The sequence below is a fragment of the Streptococcus sp. E17BB genome (genome assembly GCF_041807725.1).
Taxonomy (GTDB): domain Bacteria; phylum Bacillota; class Bacilli; order Lactobacillales; family Streptococcaceae; genus Streptococcus; species Streptococcus entericus.
Map to the genome: position 1 here is coordinate 1 of NZ_JBGTZC010000057.1, position 7,758 is coordinate 7,758.

The following is a 7,758-nucleotide window of genomic DNA, read 5'->3' on the forward strand; positions in this document are numbered from 1 at the left end:
CAACAATTTGTTGCTTAAAGTCATCACTAAATTGACGACGGATTTTTCTAGACATAGAGTTCTCCTGTTTTCTTTAGTGTAGAACACTTTATAAATTCTGTCTAGTTTAGTGTAACCGATTCAAACGAATCAAAACAAAATTAAAAGGACTTAGTCCTGTGCAATACAGAATTAAATCCTTTCAATAATATTTCTTGTCCAACTTTTGGGGGTCAGTACACTTGCAATTAAATCTTTTTCACGAATTCACTTTTGAGCTTCATGGCACCAAAGCCATCAATTTTACAATCAATGTTGTGGTCTCCCTCAACCAGACGGATATTTTTCACACGAGTCCCCTGTTTGAGGTCTTTCGGTGCACCTTTGACCTTCAAGTCCTTAATAACCGTTACCGTATCACCGTCCGCTAGACGAGTGCCGTTACTGTCTAACACAATCAAGCCAACTTCTTCAGCTGCTGAATCGGTCGGTGACCACTCATAAGCACACTCTGGACAGACCAAGAGCGCCCCATCCTCATAAACATACTCCGATTGACATTCTGGGCAGTTTGGTAGTGCCATCACTTCTCCTTTACTTCTATTTAGTCATCTTCATTTTACTGAAAATAACAGAGCTTGACAAGGAGAAAAAGGTAACCAGTAAAAAACATGAGGAAAATCACCTGAATCCTAGACGGCAATGCTTGACCATAACATGGCGACAGCACTAGCTAATCCGATACAAAAAGGACGGCGTTTCAATTGTCCGCTTTGAGTGACCGATTGAAACCCTGCCCTTTTATTTACTCTACTTAACTTTTTCTTCTTTATAGTCACACTTATCGGCGCTACAAACGACCTGACGTCCGCCACCGCGAACAGCTTTCTCAACGAGGAAATCCCCAGATTTTGGACAGTTACGCCCGACTGGCTTATCCCAAGCAGTGAAATCGCAAGCTGGATAGCGGTCACAGCCGTAGAATATCCGATTTTTCTTGGTCTTGCGCTCGATGATTTGTCCTTGGTGACAGGTTGGGCAGGTCACACCGATTTCTTTTGTGATGGCTTTGGTGTGGCGGCAGTCTGGAAAATTACTGCAAGCGTAGAATTTGCCAAAGCGTCCCAACTTGATAACCATATCGTGACCACAGACCTCACAAGCAAAATCTGCTGGCTCATCTTTGATTTGGATTTTTTCCATTTCTGCTTCAGCTTTCGCTAGTTCACGCTTGAACGGCTGATAAAAACTGTCGATGATTTTTTGCCAGTTTTCTTGTCCAACTTCGACATCATCCAGCTTATTCTCCATCTCAGCGGTGAAGGCTACATTGACAATATCTGGGAAGAACTCAACAATCAGGTTGTTGACAATCTCGCCCAACTCCGTCGGTTCAAACCGCTTGGCAGTTAACTTGACATAGTAGCGCTTCTGAATGGTCTCAAGAGTCGGTGCATAAGTCGACGGACGACCAACCCCATTTTCCTCAAGGGTCTTAATCAAAGTCGCTTCTGAATAGCGAGCTGGCGGTTGAGTGAAGTGCTGCTCAGGGGTCAAGTTCTCCTTTTTAACCATATCACCCTCAGTCATCTCAGGCAACATTTTATTCTTGTCCGAGTCGTTATAAACGGCCAGGTAACCGTCAAACTTGATCTGGCTACCATTAGCAGTAAAGAGTACACCATTTTGGGTCAGGTTAACCTTGACAGTATCAAAAACAGCAGCAGTCATCTGGCTAGCCACAAAACGGTTCCAGATAAGGGTGTAGAGCTTAAGCTGATCCTTGTCCAGGTATTTGGCAATGCTCTCTGGCGTATGGTTGACGTTAGACGGACGAATAGCTTCGTGGGCATCTTGAGCACCGCTGGCATTTTTGACCTTGTTGCCGTGCTTAGAGTATCGGCTACCGAATCGCTGACTGATGAAGTTAGCGGCATCTGCCTGAGCTACTGGGCTGATACGGGTCGAGTCTGTACGCATATAGGTAATCAAACCTTGGTGCCCAGAAGGTCCTAGGCTTAGTCCTTCATAGAGTTGTTGGGCAACCATCATGGTTTTGCGGGTACGGAAATTGATTTTATTGGCTGCATCCTGTTGAAGAGATGAGGTGGTGTAGGGCAGTGGCGCATTGCGACGGCGCTCTTTCTTTTCCACCTGCTCTACCAAGAAATCCGCCGAACTCAACCGTGCAAGAACAGCTTTAACATCATCGTTGTTAGCCAACTTGAGCTTCTTGCCATCAATCCCATAGAAACTAGCTTGAAACTTCTTGGTGCCTTTTTTGAAGAGCCCATCAATAGTCCAGTATTCTTCTGGTTTAAAGGCCTTTATCTCGTTCTCACGGTCAATAATCAGCTTGAGGGCGACCGATTGCACCCGACCTGCTGACAAGCCTTTTTTGACCTTTTTCCAGAGGATAGGTGAAATGGAATAACCCACGATACGGTCAAGGACACGACGAGCCTGCTGGGCGTCCACCAAATCCATATCGATTGGACGTGGTTCGACAAAGGCATTTTTGACTGCATCCTTGGTGATTTCATTGAACACAACACGATTCTTGTCGGTGATGTCTAAGCCCAAGATATGCGCCAGATGCCAGGAAATGGCCTCTCCCTCCCTATCCGGGTCACTGGCGAGATAGACTTGCTTGGCATTCTTGGCCTCTTTTTTCAGGCTATTAATCAGCGATCCCTTTCCTCGGATATTGATATATTCTGGCTGGTAGTTATTATCAAAGTCAATGGACATGCTAGATTTTTTCAAATCACGAATATGCCCGACAGAGGCGACCACCTTGTAATTGCGACCAAGGTACTTCTCGATAGTTTTGGCCTTGGCAGGTGACTCCACGATAACCAGATTTTTTTTAGGACTTGTTTTTTTACTTGCCGTTTTGGTTGCCATAGCTCTCTTTCTTTCATTTCAAATCTATAGCATGATAAACCATTTTTTCCAAGCTGTCAATAAAAAAATGTTTCTATAGGAAAACGACTTGTTAAAATTGATACTCCGATAGGATGTCAAGTCCTGTCGTGGTGCACTTTGCGCCTTCTTTGATCAAATGAAGACAGCCGTCTGACTGACCATCTAAAATGTTACCTGGAATGGCAAAGACATCTCGTCCTTCTTCTAAGGCACGCTCACAGGTAATCAGACTACCTGAACGCATTTTTGCCTCGGCAACGAGGACGCCTTGTGATAGCCCTGCAATAATGCGATTACGCTCTGGGAAATGAAACTTGAGCGGCTGCTCTCCAGGCAGATATTCTGATAAGAGCAAATGGTTCTTAGCGATGTAGTCTTGGAGCTGACGGTTTTCTTTAGGATAGTAGACATCAAGTCCACAACCGATGACGGCTATGGTTGCTCCGCCATTTTTCAAAGCCGCCACATGAGCCGCCGTATCAATTCCTCGAGCTAGGCCGCTGACGATGACAAAATGGTTGCCCAGCTCTGCCATGATTTTTTTGATGGAGTTGGTGCCGACCTCACTGGTCTTACGAGAGCCGACCACCGCCAGTTTAGGTTTGGTCAAGAGGTCAAGATTTCCCTGATAGAAGAGGAGGACAGGTGGGTTATAGATTGTTTTGAGCTCAAGGGGATAAGCCGTATCAAAGATAGAAAGGCTCTTAAAGCGGTTGAACTCCTCCCGCAAGGTCTTGCTGTCTAGCCGCTTATAGTTTTCCATAAAAATAGTCGGTTGCTTGCGCTGAGAGACCACAGCCATATCCCGTAAGGACAGGGACTTGCCGTATTTGGCTTGGTAGTCCAAAATATTGAGGACTTGACGATTGGTCAGGCCAGCTTTTTTCAGCTTAAAAAGGTCAAAATTATTCATCAGTTATCCTTTCAAGTGTTCTACTGGATTATTCGTGGAACAGCTTGAAAAATCTTGACAAAAATAGGAGAAATCTTGTATAGTTAAGTCAGAAAAGGAGATATCATGACAACTTCACCTCAACCATCACCGACAGGGCTCTACGCCACTGAGAAATGGGCCTACAGCGGCCTGGTACAATTTGCTGCTCAGGACAAGCCTGAGCTGGCAGACCTACTGAGAGAACAAGGAGCTATTTATAAGACCTACTATTATTCAGCGACAGACCCCTACGCCTTCAACTCCACAGAGGAAATCGACCATTATCTGGCAGAAACTGCCGCAGAGTTCCTCGCTGCTATGGAAAAAGGAGAGGCTGAACGCTATATCCAGCAACGCACTGAGCAGCAACGCCAAGCTGAAGAGTCTGGACGTCAAATCGCCGAGCAATTTAGCCACTTATCAAAATAACTAAAAAACGACTGACAAGGTTACTCACTCTTTCAGTCGTTTTTTGCTTAGGTCAACCGCTTAATCACTCGTGCGGGATTACCAGCTAAGACGATATTGTCTTCATCAAAGGATTTGGTAACCACCGAGCCTGCACCGATGACCACACGATTGCCCAAGGTGACACCTGCTAAAATTGTTGCGCCGCCTCCAATCCAGACCTTATCACCAATAGTAATGGGCTTGCCATATTCGACACCAGTCACCCGCTCATCAGCATCCAGCGGATGCAAGGGCGTTAAGAATTGAACATTGGGACCAATCATGGCATCATCTCCGATGGTAATGGGGCAAACATCCAAAAACGTGCAGTTAAAATTGGCAAAAAAATTCTCGCCCAGAAAAATATTTTTCCCGTAATCGCAGGAAAATCCTGTTTCAATCAGACAGTTCTCGCCTGTTTTTCCTAGCCAAGTCTTGAGCAAGTCCGTTCGTTTGGTCACATCCAATTCCTGATTAAAGGCCTGCATGTGTTGCCGCGCTTCTTGTCTCAGCGCCAGCAAGTCTGGGTCGCTGGCATCGTAGTGGTGACCAGCCGACATCTGTTCAAAAATCGTCATATTTCAGTTATCCTTTTGGTTATCAGTAATATGTCTTCTCAATATGCAGTGATAAGCAAGTCGGACGCTGCTCAAACATGCCAAAACTGAAAACTTTAGTCAAGATAAAACAAGCTCCCAGAAAGACCAGTCAAGCTAATATTATCAATCCTTACCACCTACCATGCTCTTAATCGGTTCAAATGATTTACGGTGAATAGGGGTTATTCCTAGCGCCTTCAAGCCCTGCAAGTGCTTGGCCGTCCCGTAGCCTGCATTTTGGGCAAAATCATAGCCTGGGTAGAGCTGGTCATAGTCAGCCATCAGGCGGTCACGTGTGACCTTGGCCACGATCGAGGCGGCAGCGATGGACATGCTCTTCGCATCTCCCTTGATGAGGCTGGTCTGTGGAAGCTCCGTCTCTAGCTTCATGGCATCAATCAGCAGGTGGTCGGGCTGCGGTGATAGCTGACTGATGGCATCCTGCATGGCGATTTTGGTCGCTTCATAGATGTTAACACGGTCGATGACCTCTGGTGACTGGACACTAATGCCTACTGCTACCGCTTCTGCCATGACAGCGTCATACACCGCTTCATGCTTTTTCTTGGGGATTTTCTTGCTATCATTGAGGCCTGTGATTTTACAGCCAACAGGCAGGATAACCGCTGCCGCAACGACAGGACCAGCCAAGGGGCCTCGCCCGACTTCGTCAACTCCTGCAATTAGCCGAAAGCCTTTCTCGTAGAACTTTTTTTCGTACCATAGCAGAGCTTCAAGACGGTCGTCTTCTGCCGCTAGCTGCTCTAGCTCTTTTTGGCGTTTTTTGACCGCCGTCTGCACGCCTGCTCTTCCATCTGCCAAAAGCTCCTCAAAGAGGGGGGCAGATAAACTGGTAACAGCTGCCAGCTGGGCTTTAATCGCTTGAATAGTTGCCAATCTCGTCCACCTTATCTAGGGTATAGGTACCCAGCTTGCCGTCCCGCACCTCCTTGACAAAGAGGGTGTAAAAACGGTCGTAGTCGTCCTTAAAGCCCAGCTTTCGAGTCAACGCCACAATCAGCTCAGGCGTCTCCTGCTCCCAATCCATCCCCTTAAACCGCTCCTTGAGGCGGTCAGGATAGTGAGCCTTGAAATAATCCAAACCAAAAATCGTGACATCATCCATGGGCAGGAGATTGTCCTTAATAGCACCTGTCAGAGCCAGTTTTAATCCGACCATCTGGTCTTCAAACTTGGGCCAGAGAATCCCCGGTGTGTCCAGAATTTCCAAATCCTTATTGGTCTTGAGCCACTGCTGCCCTTTGGTAACCCCTGGTTTATTGCCGACAACAGCGATTTTCTTGCCCGCCAGACGGTTCATCAAAGTAGACTTACCAGCATTTGGAATGCCGATAATCATGGTCCGCAGGGTCTCTTTTTGAATACCACGCTCCCTCAGGCGAACCAGCTTATCAGCCATGAGGGATTTCGCAGCCTCGGCGACCTGCTTGACCGTCACCTGCTCTTTAGAGTTGAGAGCAAGGGTCTTGATGCCCTGCGCTTCATAGTAAGCCCGCCATTGCTTGGTCAGCTCCTTATCTGCCAAGTCTGCCTTGTTCAAAATCAGGAGCTTGGGCTTATCACCGACAATTTTAGTCAGCATGGGATTTTGGCTGGACAGGGGCAATCTAGCATCGACCAAGATGGTCACAAAATCCACAAATTTGATATTTTCCTGCACCTGTCTCCTGGCCTTTGACATGTGACCTGGAAACCATTGAATAGTAGCCATGTGTGTAAAATCCTTTCGTATCAAGGGTTTTCAAGCCTTGAGTGTCTTGTTTTGTTGCTAGGCACCAAGCAGGCACCAAACATATCATCACCAAGTCAAGGTATAACCAAGAATTCTTTGGCTCCCCTCTCGATTAGAGATGACCTGGAAATTACGATAGTGCTTAGACATATCTTTGGTTATTTTAGGAATGATATTTCCAGAAATATGTCTAGGCTGATAGGTCGGACTGAGGTCAAGATACTCTCGAAATTCATCTAGTGTTAACTCAACACTTCCAACCGTTTTATGCTGTTCGATAAGCTCGTTAATTTTGGCTGAATACTGACAAGACCATTTTTGAAGCCTAGCAAATTGGAATTGATGTGCTTCTGCAAATTTATCAAGGGCCTGAACCGTATGCTCTTGAGATTGTTTCACTCGATGAGTGTAGCCCATCGTTGTCTCATAATTAGCATGCCCAACTCGTGCCATGACATCTGAGATTGCAATAGTCATCTCTTCACTTTGCAAGTAGGAAATGTGCATGTTCCTAAAAGAATGTGGTGTGACATGCTTCATCCATTTGAAACCGTATTTCTGTTCACAGTTACCTATCAATTCTTTTTCTACTCGTGCAAGCACTTCCCTAAATGAGTGAGATGTTATCGGTGAACCATATTCTGTTCGAAAAATACTTTCTGACTTCGTAAAATTGACGTTAGGGTTCTCTATCATGTATTGATTAAATTCTCTGGAACGCTCAATCGCTCTTAAAATAGCCTCACAGGCTACTCTAGGTAACGCAACCTCACGATCAGCATTAAGTGTCTTTGTTTCTCCAAAATGAAAATCAGCCACTCTTAAATCATGATATTGTAAAGCTTTATCAATCGTCAGTACCCCAGTATCAGGATCAAAATCTTCTTCAGTGAATGCTGCTTCTCCAATACGTAAACCTGAGAACAGTAGAACAATCGCTAAATCATAGTAATTTGGATTTCTACGCCTGCTCAGTGTATCAAAGAAAGCATGAAAAGGCACCCCTTTTCTGTACAATTTTTATAAAGTGTTTTTGTTAAGCGATAACTCGCTTAACCATAGGTGTTTGGTAATCGAGACTACCGTGAATGCGATGATGGTTCCACCAGTGGACA

General features: G+C 45.6%; 7 protein-coding genes and 2 pseudogenes. 2 read left to right on the forward strand and 7 right to left on the reverse strand.

Annotated elements, in window-relative coordinates; genetic code table 11:
- Window positions 1–125 precede the first annotated feature (125 nt).
- Window positions 126–188: pseudogene (locus ACERC7_RS10070) on the forward strand (IS3 family transposase); the annotation flags it as partial.
- 39 nt (window positions 189–227) lie between these two features.
- On the opposite strand, the gene ACERC7_RS10075 reads toward ACERC7_RS10070, so the two are convergent.
- The 3 genes from ACERC7_RS10075 to dprA form a co-directional block, all read right to left on the reverse strand.
- Window positions 228–563: a zinc ribbon domain-containing protein YjdM gene (locus ACERC7_RS10075; protein ID WP_018368537.1), complete on the reverse strand. Its 336-nt coding sequence runs from the start codon at window positions 561–563 to the stop codon at window positions 228–230.
- A 226-nt stretch (window positions 564–789) separates the two neighbouring features.
- On the reverse strand, window positions 790–2,886 hold the full coding sequence (gene topA / locus ACERC7_RS10080; protein ID WP_373666855.1) for a type I DNA topoisomerase: 2,097 nt from the start codon (window positions 2,884–2,886) through the stop codon (window positions 790–792).
- Window positions 2,887–2,977: 91 nt separating this feature from the next.
- On the reverse strand, window positions 2,978–3,820 hold the full coding sequence (gene dprA, locus ACERC7_RS10085; protein ID WP_373659635.1) for a DNA-processing protein DprA: 843 nt from the start codon (window positions 3,818–3,820) through the stop codon (window positions 2,978–2,980).
- Window positions 3,821–3,925: 105 nt separating this feature from the next.
- Between dprA and ACERC7_RS10090 the strand changes: the two genes are divergently transcribed.
- The gene (locus tag ACERC7_RS10090) at window positions 3,926–4,270 is read left to right on the forward strand and encodes a hypothetical protein (protein WP_373666856.1); all 345 of its coding nucleotides are present in this window, start codon (window positions 3,926–3,928) and stop codon (window positions 4,268–4,270) included.
- Between the two features lie 47 nt (window positions 4,271–4,317).
- Here the strand turns inward: ACERC7_RS10090 and ACERC7_RS10095 are convergent, their stop codons facing one another.
- The 4 genes and pseudogenes from ACERC7_RS10095 to ACERC7_RS10110 form a co-directional block, all read right to left on the reverse strand.
- Window positions 4,318–4,869, reverse strand: coding sequence for a sugar O-acetyltransferase (locus tag ACERC7_RS10095; protein ID WP_373666857.1), 552 nt, complete (start codon window positions 4,867–4,869; stop codon window positions 4,318–4,320).
- 144 nt (window positions 4,870–5,013) lie between these two features.
- Complete coding sequence (locus tag ACERC7_RS10100) at window positions 5,014–5,787, reverse strand: ribonuclease HII (protein WP_373666858.1); 774 nt, start codon at window positions 5,785–5,787, stop codon at window positions 5,014–5,016.
- Entirely contained in the window at window positions 5,765–6,622 is an 858-nt protein-coding gene (gene ylqF / locus ACERC7_RS10105; protein WP_373666859.1) for a ribosome biogenesis GTPase YlqF, read from the reverse strand. Before ylqF ends, ACERC7_RS10100 begins: the two co-directional genes overlap by 23 nt.
- Window positions 6,623–6,709: 87 nt before the next feature.
- Window positions 6,710–7,633 (reverse strand): annotated as a pseudogene (locus ACERC7_RS10110) (tyrosine-type recombinase/integrase); the annotation flags it as partial.
- Window positions 7,634–7,758: the final 125 nt, after the last annotated feature.

Coding starts and splice junctions, on each gene's coding strand:
- ACERC7_RS10075 (WP_018368537.1), bottom strand. CDS start 563: ATGGCACTACCAAACTGCCCAGAATGTCAATCGGAGTATGTTTATGAG.
- topA (WP_373666855.1), bottom strand. CDS start 2,886: ATGGCAACCAAAACGGCAAGTAAAAAAACAAGTCCTAAAAAAAATCTG.
- dprA (WP_373659635.1), bottom strand. CDS start 3,820: ATGAATAATTTTGACCTTTTTAAGCTGAAAAAAGCTGGCCTGACCAAT.
- ACERC7_RS10090 (WP_373666856.1), top strand. CDS start 3,926: ATGACAACTTCACCTCAACCATCACCGACAGGGCTCTACGCCACTGAG.
- ACERC7_RS10095 (WP_373666857.1), bottom strand. CDS start 4,869: ATGACGATTTTTGAACAGATGTCGGCTGGTCACCACTACGATGCCAGC.
- ylqF (WP_373666859.1), bottom strand. CDS start 6,622: ATGGCTACTATTCAATGGTTTCCAGGTCACATGTCAAAGGCCAGGAGA.